This window comes from Symploca atlantica LB2515, assembly GCF_052546295.1.
Genome location: NZ_JBQWMT010000001.1, coordinates 5,978,245 through 5,996,163, shown reverse-complemented (window position 1 = coordinate 5,996,163; position 17,919 = coordinate 5,978,245). Strand labels below are relative to the sequence as shown.

Sequence of the window (17,919 nt, the reverse complement as noted above, 5' to 3'; positions counted from 1 at the left end):
AGCTTTTAATGAACTACGTACAGCCGCTATTGCTGAGCTGTACGTTTCTGACGCTTCACTTGAGCAACTTGCTTAAAGCTTCCGCAATCAACAGAGGTGGACTCATCTACGCCTGAAGAGGACAGTTCCTGCCCCCTTGCATATTGAAGCATAACCATTGCTGCCGCGATATCACGATCACATTGATAGTTGCATTTTTCGCAATGATGTACTCGTTCTGCTAATGTTTTCTTTCTTTGATGACCGCAATTGGGACAGGTTTGAGAAGGCTTAACTTTTTGAGTAGGAACCTCAATATAAAAACCTCCAGCCTCGGAGACTTTATACTTGATTAAATCTTTGAGGTTCCCAATACCAACATCAAGCAAAGACCGATTAAGTCCTGATTTTTGCCGCCTTCTTTTACTTCCTGCTTTTGCCTTGCGAGTCATCCCTTTAAGATTGAGCTTTTCCGTCGCTACCAGGCTATTACCGCTTGCTATTTGTGTAGAGACTTTGTGTTGCCAATCTTGTCTTTGTCTTGCTACCTTAGCCTGTATTTTGGCTATAGCTTTATTTGTCTTCTTCCAACGTCGTGAAGCCTTAACTTTCTTTTTGAAGTTAGGTGAACGCTTGCGGCGACTAGTCTTGGCTATCTTGTTGATTTTTGCTTGAGCTACTTTAACAAATCGAGGGTTGTTTACCAAACCACCATTAGAATCAGCAATAGCATGATGAGTCCCGAAGTCCAAACCGATAGCTCCAGTACCTGTTTGATATCTTGTCGGAACACAATCAACAGTGATTGAAGCGTACCACTTGCCTTGTTTAAACAGGATTGTGCAAGTTTTTGGTGTACCCCAATCTCTTGCTTGACCACGCATTTTGAGCTTGCCAAGGTTAGATATTTTTAGATAACCATTTTTGCCATTGGTACAGGCACTCCACCCTGACTTACAAGGATAAGTCCAGCCTTTATAACGACGACTAGCTTTAAACCTTGGATATCCTGACTTGAGCTTAAAAAACCTCCGGAAAGCGAAATCAACACGTTTAACGGTATCTTGCAATGCGTGACTACCAAGCTCTTTGTACTCTATCCAACACTTCTTAAATTCAGGCAAACAATCCTGTTGGTCGTAGTAACCAACCGACTTATTGAACCTTTGATAAGAAGTTCTACGATGCTCAACACAAGCATTGTATAAAGCACAGTGAAGCTGGCGCCAAGAATGCATCTTATTAGCTACTTCTTTTGTGGGATAAAGTCTAAAAGTAATGCGCTTAGTCGCCATCGCCTTGCTTGACTTGTCTGGTATGCTGACGAGTGTAGTTTAACGGGTACACCCTGTCAAGATGCAGGCCAGGAAAGGCTCTCATAGTATCTTTAGTGTGCGACTACACTTTGTGTTTGTCACTCACTATCGACGTAAAGTACTTACCGCAAAAATGCTTGACCGTTTGCAAGAGATGGTCAAGCAAGTGGCAAATAAAATGTTCTGCGAATTAATCGAGTTTAATGGGGAACCTGATCATGTACATATTTTGTTGGACTTCCATCCTAAAAACTCAATCTCTGCTGTTGCTGGCAGTCTAAAAAGTTCCACGGCAAGGATGCTCAAGAAAGAATTTCCCGAAGAGGTACAACAACATTACTGGGGTAAAGTTTCCTTTTGGTCTAATTCTTATTATGTTGCCTCCTGTGGAGGTGCGCCTATTGAAACTCTCAAAAAATATATCCAGAATCAACAGAGCCCCTGACGCGCTATCCTTCCCCATTCCGCTTCGCTGAGAATGGGGACTGCCGCGCTAATTGTTCAAGCCAATATGAGGAAACGTCATCCCTCCGTATCAACTCACCAGACTGATTAGTAGTCTGGTGAGTTGTTGTTGGTGTCAGTAGAGTCTCAATAGCGGAGGTAAATCGAGAAGGTAATTCTGAAATTGTCAGCTAAGTATTTTGCAGTTGAGTAGGACTCAAATAAGTTTTCTTGAGGAATTTTTACTTATTGAGTTTCTCAATTTTTGACCATACCATGGTCAGAGGCGTTAGTTTCCACAGCAAAACTTTCATTAAAATCAATTATTTTTCCAGAAACGTCTTAATCTATAGATGTTTGGCTTTAGCCTGACAATAACTCATAATTAACTGGCAAGGTTAGCGGTTAATCCCCTGTGAGGTGAACTACAACTTCTCGATAATGACCGCGTTGCCGATGCTCCCAAACATAAATTCCCTGCCAGGTTCCTAAAAGCAATCGCCCCCGAGCAAAGGGAATCTGTTCCGATGTTTTTGTTAGAGCTGTGCGAATATGAGCTGGCATATCGTCAGGGCCTTCGGCATCGTGAATATAGCTTCTACCATCTTCTGGCACCAACTTGGCAAAAAAGTTAGATAAGTCACGCAGAACATCCGGATCTGCATTTTCTTGAATCACCAGACTAGCAGAGGTATGACGCAAAAAAACTGTACAAAGACCAATCTCAATCCCCGACTCGGCAACAACAGATTGCACCTCCGAGGTAATTTTGGAGAAAGATTTGCCACTAGTCTGAATTTTGAGTTGTTTCTGATAATGAGCCATGAATGAATGGAGATTAAAGCCGAAAGTTTTTTAACTGCGTCAGTCTAGATCTAGCCTAATTGACGCAGTTCATCATCTACAGTTTCCGACACTGTTTGCTCTGCTTTAGCTAGGGGTTGATTGCTACAAAGCTCCTCCGTCTCTTGCTCTATGTAGTCTACCAACTCTTCAGTTTCTGAGAACTCAACAGTTACTGTTAGTCGTTCTTCACACAGTTGTTCAGTCTGTTGCTCTGTGTGGGATAACTCTACCAACTCTTCAGTTTCTGAGAACTCAGCAGTTGCCGCTAGTTGCTCTTCACACAGTTCTTCAGTTGGTTGCTCTGTGTCAGATTCATTGAGTTCTTCCTCTTCTCCATTCCGCCAAGGTGAATCATAATGATGCCAAGGCAGTATAGGCTTGTTAGGCAGGTTGTTTGTCAAGACCGTAATATTATCGCGGTCTGGTTCCGGTAGACTCAACTGTTCTCCAGATGGTTTATCGTCAACTTGTTTAGAATTCATAATCTGAATCTAGCCAAAACTACTCAGGTCAATCACAGGAAGGAAATAAGCTGCTACTACATGTAATGTAATAGTCAAGGCTACACCCCAAGTGACGTAAGCAGAATACTTCAGCGATGAAGAAATATCCTCTAGTCGCTGTTTGTTTGCATTATAGGTCTCTACCAGATTAACAAGCATTCGCAATTGATACTCTTCTGCTGGAAGAACTAGGTAACGCTCTAGGAATTTTTTATCTCCCAGATTGGGACTGACAGCCAACTGACGTGGTAAAAAAGCATTGATCAACAGGGTGAAGTTCAACAAAAATTCCAGCATTTCTGCCAGACTGAAGATACTCGGCACGAACAATAACCGAGAAATGGTTAAGCTCGTGAATAAAGCACCGTTGGTCACAAACAAGATATTTAGCTTCGTTGTCAAACTTTGACCTTGTTCACTCTGCTGGTTGATTACCCTGCGGACATCCTGGGCCGCTAATTCTAGAGTAGAGGAAGAAAAGCTTTCTTTTGTCTCGGTTTTCTTGAGTACTCCTTTCTTAAGGGCCTCGGTTTTTTTTGCTGTCTCGCTTTTCTTGAGTATCTCGGCTTTTTTTGCCGTTCCTACCGCCTCAGTTTTTGGGACTGTCTCGGTTATCTCTATCGTTTTAGAGGTAGAGGTATCAGTTTTCTCTAGTTTTTGTTCTGTTTTCTCTAGAAGGGAGTTCGCGGTGGCTGTCATGGCTGGGAAAGAATCAGTGAGTCTATAATCAAAATCCTCCCCTGCTAAGCAGTAAAGCTTGCTGGGAGAGTCTCAACTTTGCGGCTGAGATTTAGTGTTTATGCCCCTACCCTTAAGCAGTTGATCTACTTTCTGCCTTTGCTATGGCAGTTACTACGCGCTACGCGCAAGCCAGCGCCAACAACAGAAGAGCGGAAGCTTTGGTACTACTATTGCCATTCTTAGGGTTTACCAATTAATCTGGGCAAAAATGAGAAAGCTTTTACTCACTCTCTTCTAGATCAACTTTTCCAACCTGTGCCTTAAGGTTGCAAGTTTTCCCCTAGTCGCTGTGTTCCCATGCCTCGGACTGCACCAAAATTAGGAGCGAAAGTTAACTAGTAAAGCTGCATCTTTTGCACAGGAGAAATTATGTTAAGGGATCTCTTGAGTTAAGCTAAGGGCAAAAAACTCAAGAGGCGAAATATAAGCAGGGCGAGCAGCCACACCGAAAAAATGTGCGACAGTATACACTCAACCCTTCAGTGGTACATAAGCTAGCGAACTCCGAAAGCGCAGCATGGCTGTGATAGGAGCTATGGCAGGGCTAGGCAAACAGGAAAATCCACCCGGATATGAAATAAAGCAAACCACTTCACTTTTAGAAGCAGCTACTCACTTTAAAACAGGAATATGCCCTAGATTTTAAGTAATAATAATCGCAAATACATTTTATCATAGGATTCGAGCTTTTTGTCGGAAAATCTACCTTACACCTCAGGATTTTAAGTGCTTTTCCTTTTCAACCAGGGGTTTCTAGATCCTTTGTACCCGTTAAATAGCTAACAATACTTTGGGCGATCGTCTCTGAACCATTTTTTGCCAATCTTTGCGATGTCCTGGGAGGTTGTGGAGTCTGACGTAAAAAGTCCCAGTCTCCTCGGAAAAACTCTGCTGGTTGGATAATTTGATGCTCACCGTAATCTTGGAGTCCTTCAAGCAGCAGAGGTGCCTCAGCAAAACTGTCACGGATTAGAGAAACAATCGGAGTTCCTACTTTTAAAGCTTCGGCAAAGGTACTATACCCTGGCTTAGAGACAACTCGCCCACACAAAGGCATAAAATCTACTGGTCGGTAATCGTGGCCCGCAACTTTTAGTAAATTGGGTAAATCAGGCGCTTGGCTATCAAAGGTGATGAACTGCCAGTCAGCAAACTCAGAAATAGTTTCGTAGGGAATTTGCTGAAGACCAAGTCCTCCAAAGGAGAGCAAAATAGTTTTTTCTTGGGGTACACTTAGATTGAACTGGCTTTTCAGATAGTCTGGGCTATAGCCTGGAGTGCCGCCAGTTAAGCCCACATCGGTGATCTGAGGAAAAGCACTCATCGGTTCGTGTAAAGGGAGACGAAACAAGCGATCGCAATCTCCGTAGCACTCACTAATCCAGTCGGCAATCTCGGCAAATTCTCCTCCCCAATCTCGGTAGATGAAGTCCCAGCCAAAGTTACTCATCATCCAGCAAGGGATACCAGCAGCTTTAGCAATAGTTGCTGCCAAGAAAGGAATATCTGCTAGAATTAGCCCCACTCGGTTGGTACGGATATAATCAACTTCGCTGGTAATAATGGAGTTAGCTGCAGAGCGAATATGCCGCAGTTTTTCCAATGTTGCCCCTTGATCCATACTCAAGCTATCAGCTTGAATGACACCGAGGTCAAAAGCGCGGGGACGGTGGATAAAATCGCCTGGAATATAAGATTCCAACAGCCAGCGTGGTGCCGTCGTCACTAGCATCAGCAGGATGTCTGGACAGATTCTTTGAATAGCCGCAGCTACGGAAGATGCTCTAACAGCATGACCGAAACCGTGGTTAGTGATCGCAATATATAAAACTGGTCGAGACATTCTCGGTAGTAGGTTTGAGTTACTAGTGCCAGCTACAAGCTAACAAATTTACCTGCTACTCATATTGCTAATTTTATCTTGGCGAAGAATCCCGGTATTACCTCAAGCAGCAGAAAAATTACAAAGTCTCTAGAGAGCTTTCTAAGCCGTTAGTCTGTTGGATAAATTCTCTACTGGTATCTTGCCTTCATCGCTGTTATCGTACATCGGTCTGCAATCCATCGCAACCGTGTACAGACGAGAAAGGCATAGCGTTACTGACCTAAAAACTCACTTGGTTTGTGTAACAAAATATCAAAAACCAGTATTCAATGATCATGGATTGAAGCTGATTGAAGAATCTTTGAAAACCGTAGCCAATAAAATGAATTTCAAGACTTTAGAGTTTAAAGGGGAAATCAGATCATATTCAAGTGCGAATCGAGTATCCACCCAAGCTGTCTATTTCTCAGATTGTTAACGCCTTGAAGGGAGTTCCATTTATTTTGCTGTATCCGTTGGCGGTAACCCAATCGAGGTGCTGAAGCAGTATATTAAAGGTCAAAGCCGCCCTGGAAGTGCGGGGCTTGAATCCGGTTAATTTTGGTCAAACAGTTAATCTACGTCTCGATGCACAATACTGCCAGTATTACTCCGAAAATGATGAGGAACATTCAACACCTAAAGTAGAAATAAATATGCCCATCGACTGGCAAAGCGCAAAAACTTACGAAGATGTTCTCTACGACAAAACCGACGGTATTGCCAAAATCACCATCAATCGTCCCCATAAACGCAATGCCTTTCGTCCCCAAACGGTATTTGAACTCTACGATGCCTTCTGTGACGCCCGTGAAGATACAAGCATTGGTGTGGTACTTTTGACTGGTGCTGGTCCCCACACTGATGGTAAATATGCTTTCTGCGCCGGCGGTGACCAAAGTGTCAGAGGCAAAGCTGGGTACGTTGGAGATGATGGAGTTCCTCGCTTAAATGTACTAGATTTGCAACGTCTGATGCGCTCTATGCCCAAAGTGGTGATTGCCTTAGTTGCTGGCTACGCTATTGGGGGTGGTCATGTCCTTCACTTAATTTGTGACCTGACTATAGCTGCTGACAACGCTATCTTTGGTCAAACAGGACCGAAAGTTGGTAGCTTCGATGGTGGATTTGGGGCTAGCTATCTTGCCAGAATTGTCGGTCAAAAAAAGGCAAGAGAAATCTGGTTTCTCTGTCGTCAGTACACAGCGTCTCAGGCATTGGATATGGGTTTAGTTAACACTGTTGTCCCAGTGGAACGGCTAGAAGCTGAAGGCGTACAGTGGGCAAAAGATATTTTAGCCCATAGCCCGATTGCTATCCGTTGTCTAAAAGCTGCCTTTAATGCTGACTGTGACGGTCAAGCTGGTTTACAAGAACTTGCTGGTAATGCCACCTTACTCTACTACATGACTGAGGAAGGGGCGGAAGGTAAACAAGCTTTTTTGGAAAAACGACCCCCTGATTTCCGTCAATATCCTTGGTTACCCTAGTGCCATGTAGAAGGGTTAATACCGTTTTTCTTCTTGTCTGCTACTTATTAGGAAGAATTGCGAAGCAGTCTTGTAATCTTATTATTCCTGAGTGCTGAATTAACTTCTCTATCTCTTAATCAAAAAGCGCATCTTTAATAAAGATGCGCTTTTTGACAACAAAAGCTACTATTGGTTATGTTTGTTATCTGACTGAAATCTTTGTTTTTTTAAAGGCGGAAGCTTATTTTATTTGAAACCTGTAAAAACGCAGATTGCAAAGCAAACTTTGTTAGCTGATTTGTCTCAATTACCTCAGTTATTACGGCAGCAATTAACGACAATCGACAACTTATTAAGGTGGTCTCAAATCAGGTCTCGCATAAGCCAGCAATCAATGGTGCTTTAAACAATTGCCATCTCAGCAGTTAAACTTTCCCGCTGTACAACACCATTTCCATGCGGTAAATTTTGTTCAGATTCCCTTGTTGAGCAATTTACATTAAGTTCAGCTGAACTTATCAGTTCGTCTTTCTGCCAAATTACATCTAAACCCTTCCAAGAAGTGGCAAAAGGTTCGAGAGCTAAAGCACAAGGTTTCCAGCAAGCTTTGACAGGCACTCCGAGTTGCTGACAGAGGCCGCCACGCCGTCCCTCTGGCTGATAATAGCGACAAAGTCGGCAAGCAGAAATCGAAAAGCTTGATGTTTTCATAGTTTTCCCTGGAGTTTTTTTCAAGAAGAACTTTTATTTCCTTCTAGGTGTAATATTCCTACTGAATCACACAAAAGATTTAAGATATTTATTTTTTCTTTAGAATTAATTAATACAAGTACACGATCAGCTTAAAAAAAAGATACGATTCCTCTCTGGATAAAAGAAAAGACCTTATTTATAGCCAAAAGCTATGGGGATCAAACAAAAAACTAAAAAGCTTTGGTCTTTTATCGCTTATATCTGTAGACGTAAATTAGCTGATAAATTACCAGGTCAACGCTCAGAACTTAAAAAAGTCAACAGAATAAGTGCCTACCATCTCACCATCAAAGGTATTAACCCCCCTGCTCATACCAAATCAGTCTCTAATAGGGAGACAAGCAAGGACGATAAGGGGGAGAGAAGAGACTATTGACGAAAACGGGGGTTGTGAGAGCAGATTTATCACTTCAGGGAGTATTCCTAAAGCCTCAGGACGGCTGTTCCTGAGTTCAGAGAAAACCAAGTGTGTTAGGTAAGGTAAACAATTGGCTAAGATCGCCACTGCTTAGTAGCACATAAACTACAGACATGCCAGCGCTGTAGTTCTTCTGGTGGTGTGGGGCATTGACACTGAGGGCAAAGGGGCAATTTTTGCGATCGCGTCTGTATACCTTCAGCCCAGTCATTAAAAGCCGAGTGCGGTTCTAAAGGGAGAGTACTTTGCTCCGAGGACGATAAAGAGGCTGCGCCATCGCTAGTTGTGCTCAACTGGGAAGCCATCCAACTAGAATACTTCTCTGGGGAATCAAGGGGTTTACTAGCTGCCGAGTTCACCCTCACTAAAGGTTTTTGCCACTGAGCAGTAGAAAAACGAATATCATTTACCGGGCTAGGTAACTTGGCGTTCAGCTTTTTCAAAATAAAACGACGCTTAAATTTCAGCTCTTGTGCCCACACCGAGCTAGAAGTGGCAACATACAGAATGTCTCTAGATAGAGAATGGGGTCTGGTTTGGCTTGCCACCTTGGTTCCAACGGCTTGAGACCAGCATTTTATTAAGTATCGAAATTGCTGTATATCTCGCCAGTGCGGCTGACTCTCTACGGCACTTATTATATGGTTTAGGGATTTAAACATAAATCCTGTTCTTCCCCGCCTATTACGTTCATCTTGAGGAGCAACTCTCCTAGTGCCAACTCATCTGCATTTAAATCCTAGTGCAACTGATGATAAAACGGCATCTCTTGATCTTGTAATTTAATTGGTTGCTTCAACTCTAAAAATCCTGTTATAGGATGAGAAATCAAAGACTTACGATAACGCACTCCCCATGAGCCAAAACAAGTCGGTTGAGTCCTCCAGCTCCTTGCCAAACCCATCAATTAACCCAGTTTTACAGGCAGCTCTAAGTAGCCTTGATGTACACCTAGAAGAAGAATTAGCCCGTTATCGACGCCAACAAGCCGGACGTCCAGTGACGCGTCCCCGTGGACTTGGTCGTAACCAAGCACGTAAACCCCTTAAGCTTATTTCTCTGAGTACCGCACAAGATAAGAATCAGCCGCTAACTTCAGGAAAGCTCAATGCTGCTTCCACGATGACATTCCCGTTAGCACTGCTTACCCAAACACCACAGGCTGAGCCTTCCCAAGAAACGCCCAAAGAACCGACATCTGGATCTGATCAGTCGGAAACAGCAAATACCGTTACTTCTGAGTTCGGTGATACTCCTGTTACTGAGTCTTCCACCACTGAGGTCAAGGATACTTCAGAATTAACTCTTTCTGAGCAGCCGACGAAAGAGGGAGAGGATTTGGTAAATTCAGCCCCTGCTCAAGGACAACCAGATGATTATCTCGAATCATCGGAAAAACTGCTGGAGAGTTTGGGGGAAGAAGAAGCGGCAACTGAGTCTCCAGAGCGTTCTACTAATATCCTACTGACTCCCTTGGCTGTGGGTTCGATGTTACTTTTGCTGCTGTTGTGTTCCAGCCTGGTGTATATTGCCACTAATCAATCAGTCCGTAGTTCTGTACTTAGTGTTCTTGGTTTAAGTCAATCTGGGGAGGAGAACTCTACCCAGAGCAGCCAAACCAATGGTGATTCAGTCCAAGAATCACAATCACTTGGTGGTCCAAATCTGGCTAATAAAGAGTTTGAAGCTGTTAATCTCGATACCCTACCTCGCCTAGAAGCGGCTCCGACACCAACACCAGAGCCTGTAGCTGTACCTGTGCTGCCAGATTTGCCCTCCTCAGGCCCAGAGCAACCCAACTACGCTGCTCCTAGCCAGGGTCGTTCTGGAGACTCCTCCAGTTTATCCCAGGCGCTTTTGCCCTCTGCACCCCAACCTAGAGCCGTCAGACAACTGCCTGCACCCCCACTTACTCCACTAGAAAGCCCCAGTGCTGCTGCTAGCAGGCAAGAGAACCCGACTTCACCAACAGCCACGCAACAACAAGCAGCTACCTCGACAAGTCAAGATAGCAACACAGCAGGTGGGGATAAATACTACTACGTGCTAATTAATTACAAAGGCGATCAGTCTTTGGCAGAGGCAAGGCAAATTGTTCCCGATGCCTATGTGCGCCAACTGCCACAAGGTACTCTGATTCAGATGGGAGCTTTAGAGAAAGAGGCTGATGCCCGGAGTTTGGTTAATCAGCTCCAGCAACAGGGAATTTCTGCCTCAATTTATCATCCTTAAGATAGTTTTCTGGGGCTAGTTTTCCTGAAGGTATCGATGGCCTTAGTACTGAGATGATTTTTGCTCAAAACCCTGAGATACCATGATCTTAAGATTGCCAACATCTGCAACATCAAGGGAGAGCTGCCATGGGATTGATTGACCGTATCCTCAGAGTAATTCGTGCTAACCTCAACAGCCTGGTTGGGCAAGCCGAAGATCCAGAAAAAATTCTGGAACAAGCGGTCACGGATATGCAGCAGGATTTGATTCAGATGCGGCAGGCCGTAGCCCAAGCGATTGCTTCTCAAAAGCGCACTGAGCGACAAGCTTCTCAGGCTCAGTCCACTGCGGATGAGTGGTACAATCGCGCTCAGCTAGCGCTCTCTAAAGGTAACGAAGAGCTAGCCAGAGAAGCCTTAAGTCGGCGCAAATCTTATCAAGAAACGGCAAAGGCTCTGACCAGCCAACTTTCACAACAAGCTGAGATTGTCAACAAGCTTAAACAAAATATGCGATCGCTAGAGAGTAAAATCTCGGAGGCGAAAACCAAAAAAGACTTTTACATTGCCAGAGCACGTTCTGCTCAAGCTTCTCAGAAAATTAACGAGATGCTGGGTAATGTGGGCAATAGTAGTGCTCTAGGTGCTTTTGAGCAGATGGAAGAAAAAGTAATGCAACTGGAAGCCCAGTCCGAAGCACTAGAAGCCTTAGGAAGCGATGACCTAGACAGGCAATTTGCTGCTCTTGAAGGTAGCGAAGATGTGGATGCCGATTTGGCAGCAATGAAAGCTCAATTGACTGGGGGTAGTGAGCCGGCGCAACTACCATCTGGTGAGTCTTCAGCTACTCATAATCCTGACATTGACGCAGAGCTGGCAAAACTGCGCTCTGAAGTTGATAGAGCTTAGATGTTGCTGGTAAGAGTCCATTATCTAACACTTTTAGGCTAGAAGTTTTTAAACTGGATAAAGAGAACCCCGGTAAAAGTCACCACGCCCAAAGCAGCGTTTACACAGCTTGGTAAGTGGGGCACAGGGGTAAAGCATGGTGCACTCGTGGCGGTCAAAGCGCCGTCTGGCTGGGACAGCACCGCCTGAGTTGCCAAGTCTATAGGTCTTAGAATCTTAAGGATTTGGCAGCTAACCTAGTAAAGGTTCATCCTTTGCTTAGCAGAAAGGTAATTGCTCAGTCAGGCTCTGTTCTTTTGTAGCTGTTTTGAGTGACCTAAAGTTGCGCATTAGACTTGAAACAGGAAAGCATCTTTTGCTGGAAGCTCAACACCAAGCTCAGTGGGCTAAGAATGTAGAGCCGGCTTTACACCTATTTTGTACATTCCTTTGAGGATACACCGCGTCATGGGATTATTTGATCGCCTTAGCAGAGTCGTAAGAGCCAACCTTAACGATATGGTAAGCAAGGCCGAAGATCCAGAAAAGATTCTGGATCAGGCCATTATTGATATGCAAGAAGACCTGGTACAGCTGCGTCAGGCGGTTGCCAAGGCCATTGCTAATCAAAAACGCACCGAGCAGCAATACAATAAAAATCAATCGGAAGCTAATAACTGGCAGCAACGAGCCCAGTTGGCGCTGCAAAAAGGAGATGAAACTCTGGCCCGAGAGGCATTGCTTCGCAAGAAAACCAATGCTGAAATGGCTGCTACCCTAAAAACTCAGCTAGACCAGCAAATAGCTCAGGTGGACATGCTCAAGCGTAACCTGATTGCCATAGAGAGCAAAATTTCTGAAGCCAAGACGAAGAAAGATATGCTCAAGGCTAGGGTGAGTGCAGCCAAGGCAAATGAGCAGTTACAAAGCACCATGGGTCGATTGGGTACTGGCTCAGCGATGGCTGCTTTTGAGCGGATGGAAGAAAAAGTATTGGAGTCGGAGGCTCGCTCTCAAGCCGGCTACGAACTTGGTGGCGCAGACTTAGAGAGTCAGTTTGCTCAACTCGAATCCGGTAGCGATGTTGATGATGAATTAGCGGCAATGAAAGCCCAATTATCTGGTGGTTCTGTCTCCCAGCAAGCCCTACCAGCTTCAGAGGAAAAAGCTTCTCCCCCCTCTAATTCAGTAGTTGATGCCGAGTTGGAAGCTTTACGCAAGCAAATCGATAACTTGTAAGGGTCAGCCGTCTTTCACAAAAAACCCTAATGATGAAAGACCTTGATAGGCAATTCCAGAGTAATCTTACTGGCAGGAAAGGCACAGTAGATGCTGAAGGTCTATCTAGGTCTTGTCTTTGTTGTGTTTGTCGCAAAGAAACTTAATTCTTAGCAATCGGTTGCAGCGGAATCTGTACCGATACGGTAGTAATACTAATAATTAGTAGGCTCTAACGACTAGAAAAATTGCGGTTACGCCACTTGTTCAAGCGAGCTTGTCCAATAGCTGCTAAAGGACGTAAGTCGGCAATTTTTTGCTGCAAATTAGCAATCGCGTTTTCCTGTTCTTCACAGAGGCGTTGTAGAGAGGCAAAACTTTCCGGCGAGCTGTTTTGAATGGGAATCTTACCCGAAGATACTTCGCTAGTAGTGCTGCTAGTAGTCGAGGAACTCCCTGGACTAAAGGAAAGCCAACGATTCAACTCAGCTTCTCCAATGGTGCCAAAGGGTCGTAAGTCGGCTAATTGTTGCTCTAAGCTTTCAATCAATTTTGCTTGTTGCTGACACTGGTTTTTCAGGGACTTATAGTCTTCAGTTTGAGCAATATATTCTTGATAGCTGCGTTCAGAGCTTTTTGTGGGAGACTTGGGTTTGAGAACCTCAGCCAGCAATTTATTGACATCCGTTAAACCACCATAAGAATCAACGGTAGAAATGGGAATCACCGCACTAGGAGTATTAGCAATAATTTGGCGATTTAAACGTGAATAATTGCCTAGAGTATTATTTTTATCACTACTAGAAGCACCACGTAACAGTTTGAACATGTAGGTAAAGCCGACTGTATTCTTGCCCGCCTCAGTTTTGTAACCCCGGTAGTAGGGCACTACGCTCTCTCCAAACTCTTTCTGGTATTCATAACTCTCAAGATAGGAATCAATCTCGCCGTAGAAGCCGTATTGATCCAAGATAGTGCTGTGATACCTCATCTCTTCATAGCTTTCCGGGGCGCGACCGAGGAGGTGTTTGAAGTTCAATTCAATTGCTCGATAACGGAAGCAGTTGTCGAAGAATCGGGAGCGATAGAGGTCTGATTTAGCCACTTGGCGCACAAATTCACGAACACTGAGTTCACTCTGCCTGAGTTGGGATTCTGGTGCTCGAAGGCGCTCACTTTTCATGACATAGGCATTACCTAAAACTTGCCGATAAACAGCTCGAATCAAGGTTTCGATTTCTTGCTCAGAACTACCAGATAAGAGTTCTATTGGGGCTGTCTCGTCAAATCTGCTGACGCCTAACTTTGAAGATTGAGTGATTGTCGGTGTGGTAAAAGCACTAGCCATCCTTTGCTATCTCCAGTTTCTAATGTATTAAAAATGTTCACCGAATTTTCTATGAAAGCTACAGTATTAAACTCAGCTGATAATGGAGTGTCTGTAAATTTATTTTTGCTAAATAGAGAATGATTTTTCTCTGTAGAGCCAATTTAAATTTCAGTCTCAGTTCATCTTCCCAAATACAGTTACCTATTGGTAAAGTTTTAAGAAAAGTAAACTAAGATAGTATTTTAGGCTTTATGGAAATCGCTCAGATTGAAACCTTACTGCAAAACCCCGACTCTCAGGAGCGCCTCAGAGCACTCACGGCGTTGAGAAACTACGACTCAGAAGTGGCGGTTCCTCTCTTGCTGACTAAATTGCAAGATCCAGAATTCTTGATACGTTCTTTTGCGGCGACAGGACTGGGAAAGAAGCAGAATCCAGAATCTTTTGCAGCTTTGTTAAATTTGGTGAAGTCTGATCGAGATCCCAATGTTCGGGCAGAAGCGGCTAATTCCCTTTCTCTGTATGGAGAGGTTGCAGTTTCTCATCTCGTCACGGTATTTCGCCAAGATGACCACTGGCTAGTTCGCGGTAGTATTATCGCTGCTTTGGTGGAAATGCAGTTTCCGGAAGCATTGTTCGAGGTCTGTGTTTGCGCTGTAGCCGGGGAAGATCCTACAGTACGGTCAGCCGGAATCGATGGATTTGGTCTGTTGGCGAATTCTCTAAAAAAGTCTCAGGCACTAGAGCAACTTCTCATGCTCAAAAACGATGAACAGTGGTCTATCCGGCTAGATGTTGTCCGAGCAATCAAAAAATTTGAGGATCCGCAAGCTAAGGCTGCATTAAGTGATTTGATGCAAGATGAGGATCATCGAGTTGTAGCAGCAGTATTGGAAACTTCGTTGTAGCTCTAGTTATAGTCTTCGCTGTGTCACCTGGTTTAGTGCCAATACTTGGCGCTAGTTTCTATCTGGAGAGTTTTGTGAAGAAGTGTTGCTAGCTTTATGAGAATAGTGGGGCAATGAAAATTTCTGTAAGTTGTTGTATCTTCAAGGGTCTCGACTGCGAGATATTGACTCTAGTCGACAAGCCAACTAATAGCTGTCAATGCTTTAACCTCAAGAGTCCAGATGTCTTACGCCAAGGATGTTAAGAAAGATTGCGTAATTCTGCACTTTGTTTAATAAACTAGACTTTTGCTAAATAAATCTTTTATTTTCTAAGAATTAGCGTTAGCTAAGTAAACCTACTTAACTGTGGTTTAGAGAGCATATCCTCTGGAACTCAAGGTTAGATTAAAAACAGCCTGTATTTAACCGGCTACTAGTAGCTTAAGCGCTTTAGGAGATTCCTAAACAACGGTTTCGCTAGAGTAAACACTGCTGGTGCTAAGGAATCAAACTGGTTGACTTAACCCGTGTTTTTAGTAGGTAGAGCTGCCCACAATCAAAACTCCGCAACTCTTAACAAGATGTAACAAATAAACAACCGACATCATTGTATAAAAGTTACCGGAAGGGTAAAGAGTAAAGGTAAGCACTGACTACAGGCATGGTTGACCAGCTTTTCGGCTTTATCATAAAAAGATAAAGTTTTCTCAGATTTCTTAAGAGTTCGTTTGACGATAAAGTTATTGTCAAGCGGTAAATGAGAAAGACTTGAAGAATTGTTTTGGTCGCTGTTTGTTTTCTGCCTTTCCCAGCTCCTTAAGCAGCTGGCTTTAGACCGCCCAAACATTGAAGCAAAACTGAACTCAACTTTAAATTAGGAGATTTCGTAATGTTCGACGCATTCACTAAGGTAGTTTCTCAGGCTGATGCCCGGGGCGAAATGCTTACCAGCTCTCAACTAGATGCTCTCAACAGCATGGTTTCGGAAAGCAACAAGCGCCTCGATGCAGTTAACCGCATCACCAGCAACTCTTCCAGCATTGTGTCCAACGCAGCTCGCTCTCTATTTGCAGAGCAACCTCAGTTGATCGCTCCTGGTGGTAATGCCTACACCAGCCGTCGGATGGCTGCTTGCTTGCGGGATATGGAAATCATCCTGCGCTACGTTACCTACGCTGCGTTCGCTGGCGACCCCAGTGTTCTAGATGACCGCTGCCTCAATGGTCTACGGGAAACCTACTTGGCTCTGGGAACTCCTGGCGCTTCCGTCGCTGTAGGCGTAGAAAAAATGAAAGAAGCGGCAATTGCGATTGCTAATGACTCCAACAACATTACTCGTGGTGATTGCAGCTCTTTAATGTCTGAAATCGCTGGCTACTTTGACCGTGCTGCTTCTGCAGTTGGTTAATCAAGCGAGAAGCTTGCTAGTTGAAGTCTAAAACTTCAAAATACTTTGAAAAATTTGCCCAACCGATAGGAGATATATCAATAATGAAAACACCTCTGACTGAAGCCGTATCTGCTGCAGATTCTCAAGGCCGCTTTTTGAGCAGCACAGAAATCCAAGTTGCTTTTGGTCGCTTCCGCCAAGCAACAGCTGGCTTATCGGCTGCTAAATCCATCACCGAAAACGCTGATCGTTTGATCAGCGGAGCAGCTCAAGCAGTTTACAACAAGTTCCCCTACACCACCCAAATGCAGGGACCTAACTACGCTGCTGATCAGCGTGGTAAGGACAAATGCGCTCGGGACATCGGTTACTACCTGCGCATGGTTACCTACTGCTTGGTTGCTGGTGGAACAGGACCAATGGATGAGTACCTGATTGCTGGTATTGATGAAATCAACCGTACCTTCGACCTCTCTCCCAGCTGGTACGTTGAAGCTCTCAAGCATATCAAGGCTAACCACGGTTTAAGTGGAGATCCTGCTGTTGAAGCTAATTCTTACCTCGATTACGCAATCAATGCTCTGAGCTAGTAAGTACTAGTATGTTTTGCCTGGTAAGGTAAGCAAGTACCAGCAAGAGCGTTGTAATTGCTTACCTTACCGGGCTGTTTCCTAGGGGAAACAACACGATAAGAGACTAGTAAAAATTTATCCGTTTTACAAAAATTTGCTGTTTTAGACTTAAAACAGGGGAATGTATTTATGGCAGGTTTAGCAGAAGCCGCAAGATTAGGAATCAGAGCGTTTGAAGAATCAGAGAAGGTAGAGCTGCGTCCTAGATGGACGGACGGAGAGGTACAGACAGTAATCCGAGCAGCCTATCGCCAGGTATTGGGTAATGAACACTTAATGAACACAGAGCGCCTGGTTAGTGCAGAATCTCTGCTGCGCCAGGGGCAAATAAGTGTTCGAGATTTTGTGCGGTTTATTGCCCGCTCTGAGCTTTATCGGGAGAAGTTTTTCTACTCTAACTCTCAGACTCGTGTAATTGAGCTTAATTACAAACACCTGTTGGGTAGAGCGCCCTATAGTGAGTCAGAGATTGCCTACCATGTTGATCTCTATAACTCACAAGGCTACGAAGCTGAGATCGACTCCTACATCGACTCTACAGAATATCAAGAAAACTTTGGTGACAGTGTTGTTCCCTACTATAGGGGCTTCCAGACTCAAAGAGGGCAACAGACTATTGGCTTTAGCCGCCTCTTCCAACTGTACCGGGGCTACGCTAATAGCGATCGCGCTCAAAGCCAGAAGCAAGGAAAGCTGACCTGGGAAGTAGCCAAAAATACCTCTTTGCCCATCAAAACACCCGCCACAAGCAAAGCTTTGACGGGCGTTTCTGGAGGAGAAAGAGGGCAACTGTACCGGATCAGGGTCAATAAAACCGCTTCCCCAATGTCGCCAGTAGTGCGACAGGCTACCAGTGAGTTGCTTGTACCCTATGAGCAGCTCTCCAGTAAGCTACAGCAATTAAATCGCCAAGGTTCTAAGGTGATAAGTATCACCCCAGCCTAAAATTACGAAAAAATTAGCAAGTAGTATTTGATAGTTGCTACTTGCTAAAAGCTAATTGGTTTTTCATTAGGAGAATT

At 44.3% G+C, this 17,919-nt stretch carries 17 protein-coding genes and 1 pseudogene; 10 read left to right on the top strand and 8 right to left on the bottom strand.

Translation table 11 applies throughout. The annotated features are described in order from the left end of the window. Nucleotides 1-26: 26 nt before the first annotated feature. Nucleotides 27-1,274 carry an RNA-guided endonuclease InsQ/TnpB family protein gene (locus ACT7WV_RS24860; protein ID WP_445103582.1) on the bottom strand — a complete coding sequence of 416 codons (1,248 nt, stop codon included), beginning with the start codon at nucleotides 1,272-1,274 and terminating at the stop codon, nucleotides 27-29. Between the two features lie 61 nt (nucleotides 1,275-1,335). Between ACT7WV_RS24860 and tnpA (ACT7WV_RS24855) the strand changes: the two genes are divergently transcribed. Continuing rightward, a complete protein-coding gene (gene tnpA, locus ACT7WV_RS24855; RefSeq protein ID WP_445103581.1) occupies nucleotides 1,336-1,740 on the top strand; it encodes an IS200/IS605 family transposase in 405 nt (134 codons plus the stop codon). Between the two features lie 404 nt (nucleotides 1,741-2,144). Here tnpA (ACT7WV_RS24855) and ACT7WV_RS24850 read toward each other — a convergent pair whose 3' ends face one another. The 4 genes from ACT7WV_RS24850 to ACT7WV_RS24835 all read right to left on the bottom strand — a co-directional run bounded on the left by ACT7WV_RS24850 (nucleotide 2,145) and on the right by ACT7WV_RS24835 (nucleotide 5,672). Beyond that, nucleotides 2,145-2,564: a secondary thiamine-phosphate synthase enzyme YjbQ gene (locus ACT7WV_RS24850; RefSeq protein WP_445105439.1), complete on the bottom strand. Its 420-nt coding sequence runs from the start codon at nucleotides 2,562-2,564 to the stop codon at nucleotides 2,145-2,147. Between the two features lie 50 nt (nucleotides 2,565-2,614). Next, nucleotides 2,615-3,067, bottom strand: coding sequence for a hypothetical protein (locus ACT7WV_RS24845; RefSeq protein WP_445105438.1), 453 nt, complete (start codon nucleotides 3,065-3,067; stop codon nucleotides 2,615-2,617). Nucleotides 3,068-3,076: 9 nt separating this feature from the next. Further along, entirely contained in the window at nucleotides 3,077-3,787 is a 711-nt protein-coding gene (locus ACT7WV_RS24840) for a hypothetical protein (protein ID WP_445105437.1), read from the bottom strand. A 781-nt stretch (nucleotides 3,788-4,568) separates the two neighbouring features. Continuing rightward, nucleotides 4,569-5,672 (bottom strand): glycosyltransferase family protein, encoded by a 1,104-nt coding sequence (locus tag ACT7WV_RS24835; RefSeq protein WP_445105436.1) that lies wholly within the window; start codon nucleotides 5,670-5,672, stop codon nucleotides 4,569-4,571. A 220-nt stretch (nucleotides 5,673-5,892) separates the two neighbouring features. Here ACT7WV_RS24835 and tnpA (ACT7WV_RS24830) point away from each other — a divergent pair. Both tnpA (ACT7WV_RS24830) and menB read left to right on the top strand, forming a co-directional pair. Beyond that, nucleotides 5,893-6,252, top strand: a pseudogene (tnpA, locus tag ACT7WV_RS24830) (IS200/IS605 family transposase). A 97-nt stretch (nucleotides 6,253-6,349) separates the two neighbouring features. Then, the gene (gene menB, locus ACT7WV_RS24825) at nucleotides 6,350-7,183 is read left to right on the top strand and encodes a 1,4-dihydroxy-2-naphthoyl-CoA synthase (protein ID WP_445105737.1); all 834 of its coding nucleotides are present in this window, start codon (nucleotides 6,350-6,352) and stop codon (nucleotides 7,181-7,183) included. Nucleotides 7,184-7,567: 384 nt separating this feature from the next. Here menB and ACT7WV_RS24820 read toward each other — a convergent pair whose 3' ends face one another. Together ACT7WV_RS24820 and ACT7WV_RS24815 are read right to left on the bottom strand one after the other, a co-directional pair. Further along, on the bottom strand, nucleotides 7,568-7,876 hold the full coding sequence (locus tag ACT7WV_RS24820; RefSeq protein WP_445105435.1) for a hypothetical protein: 309 nt from the start codon (nucleotides 7,874-7,876) through the stop codon (nucleotides 7,568-7,570). A gap of 534 nt (nucleotides 7,877-8,410) precedes the next feature. Beyond that, the gene (locus ACT7WV_RS24815) at nucleotides 8,411-8,998 is read right to left on the bottom strand and encodes a DciA family protein (protein ID WP_445105434.1); all 588 of its coding nucleotides are present in this window, start codon (nucleotides 8,996-8,998) and stop codon (nucleotides 8,411-8,413) included. 193 nt (nucleotides 8,999-9,191) lie between these two features. On the opposite strand from ACT7WV_RS24815, the gene ACT7WV_RS24810 reads away from it, so the two are divergent. The 3 genes from ACT7WV_RS24810 to ACT7WV_RS24800 all read left to right on the top strand — a co-directional run bounded on the left by ACT7WV_RS24810 (nucleotide 9,192) and on the right by ACT7WV_RS24800 (nucleotide 12,676). After that, nucleotides 9,192-10,568: an SPOR domain-containing protein gene (locus ACT7WV_RS24810; RefSeq protein WP_445105433.1), complete on the top strand. Its 1,377-nt coding sequence runs from the start codon at nucleotides 9,192-9,194 to the stop codon at nucleotides 10,566-10,568. Nucleotides 10,569-10,696: 128 nt separating this feature from the next. Continuing rightward, the gene (locus ACT7WV_RS24805; protein WP_445105432.1) at nucleotides 10,697-11,458 is read left to right on the top strand and encodes a PspA/IM30 family protein; all 762 of its coding nucleotides are present in this window, start codon (nucleotides 10,697-10,699) and stop codon (nucleotides 11,456-11,458) included. A gap of 447 nt (nucleotides 11,459-11,905) precedes the next feature. Continuing rightward, complete coding sequence (locus ACT7WV_RS24800; protein WP_445105431.1) at nucleotides 11,906-12,676, top strand: PspA/IM30 family protein; 771 nt, start codon at nucleotides 11,906-11,908, stop codon at nucleotides 12,674-12,676. Between the two features lie 211 nt (nucleotides 12,677-12,887). On the opposite strand, the gene ACT7WV_RS24795 is transcribed toward ACT7WV_RS24800, so the two are convergent. Next, nucleotides 12,888-14,003 carry a phycobilisome rod-core linker polypeptide gene (locus ACT7WV_RS24795; RefSeq protein ID WP_445105430.1) on the bottom strand — a complete coding sequence of 372 codons (1,116 nt, stop codon included), beginning with the start codon at nucleotides 14,001-14,003 and terminating at the stop codon, nucleotides 12,888-12,890. Nucleotides 14,004-14,236: 233 nt separating this feature from the next. Between ACT7WV_RS24795 and ACT7WV_RS24790 the strand changes: the two genes are divergently transcribed. From ACT7WV_RS24790 to ACT7WV_RS24775, 4 genes are all read left to right on the top strand, one after another. After that, the gene (locus ACT7WV_RS24790) at nucleotides 14,237-14,893 is read left to right on the top strand and encodes a HEAT repeat domain-containing protein (RefSeq protein WP_445105429.1); all 657 of its coding nucleotides are present in this window, start codon (nucleotides 14,237-14,239) and stop codon (nucleotides 14,891-14,893) included. A gap of 871 nt (nucleotides 14,894-15,764) precedes the next feature. Then, nucleotides 15,765-16,283, top strand: coding sequence for a phycocyanin subunit beta (locus ACT7WV_RS24785; protein WP_445105428.1), 519 nt, complete (start codon nucleotides 15,765-15,767; stop codon nucleotides 16,281-16,283). 83 nt (nucleotides 16,284-16,366) lie between these two features. Then, on the top strand, nucleotides 16,367-16,855 hold the full coding sequence (gene cpcA / locus ACT7WV_RS24780) for a phycocyanin subunit alpha (RefSeq protein WP_445105427.1): 489 nt from the start codon (nucleotides 16,367-16,369) through the stop codon (nucleotides 16,853-16,855). A gap of 171 nt (nucleotides 16,856-17,026) precedes the next feature. Continuing rightward, the gene (locus ACT7WV_RS24775; protein ID WP_445105426.1) at nucleotides 17,027-17,842 is read left to right on the top strand and encodes a phycobilisome rod-core linker polypeptide; all 816 of its coding nucleotides are present in this window, start codon (nucleotides 17,027-17,029) and stop codon (nucleotides 17,840-17,842) included. The last annotated feature ends 77 nt before the right edge of the window (nucleotides 17,843-17,919 follow it).